At 40.3% G+C, this 293-nt stretch carries 1 rRNA gene; it reads left to right on the forward strand.

Features of this window, described 5'->3' with window-relative positions:
• Positions 1–175 precede the first annotated feature (175 nt).
• Positions 176–290 (forward strand): 5S ribosomal RNA (gene rrf, locus ASU03_RS19590).
• Positions 291–293 lie beyond the last annotated feature (3 nt).

Genomic DNA, 293 nt, shown 5'->3' on the forward strand with positions numbered 1-293 from the left:
TCTTGAGCTAACTGATACTAATTGCCCGTGAGGCTTAACCATACAACACCCAAGTAGTTTTGAACTATAAAGTGTGTATGAAGACTGACATTTTAAATATATAAAACACGTACTCGTGTTACTTGAAACGCTTTTGTAAACTTTTTATATCAAATTTCTAGATTGACCTTTTTTGTTTAGCGACCATAGCGCTGTGGCCCCACCTGATCCCATTCCGAACTCAGAAGTGAAACGCAGTTGCGCCGATGGTAGTGTGGGAGTTCCCATGTGAGAGTAGGACATTGCTAAACTTC

The sequence above is a fragment of the Colwellia sp. TT2012 genome (assembly GCF_001440345.1).
In the GTDB taxonomy this organism is placed as follows: Bacteria; Pseudomonadota; Gammaproteobacteria; order Enterobacterales; family Alteromonadaceae; genus Colwellia.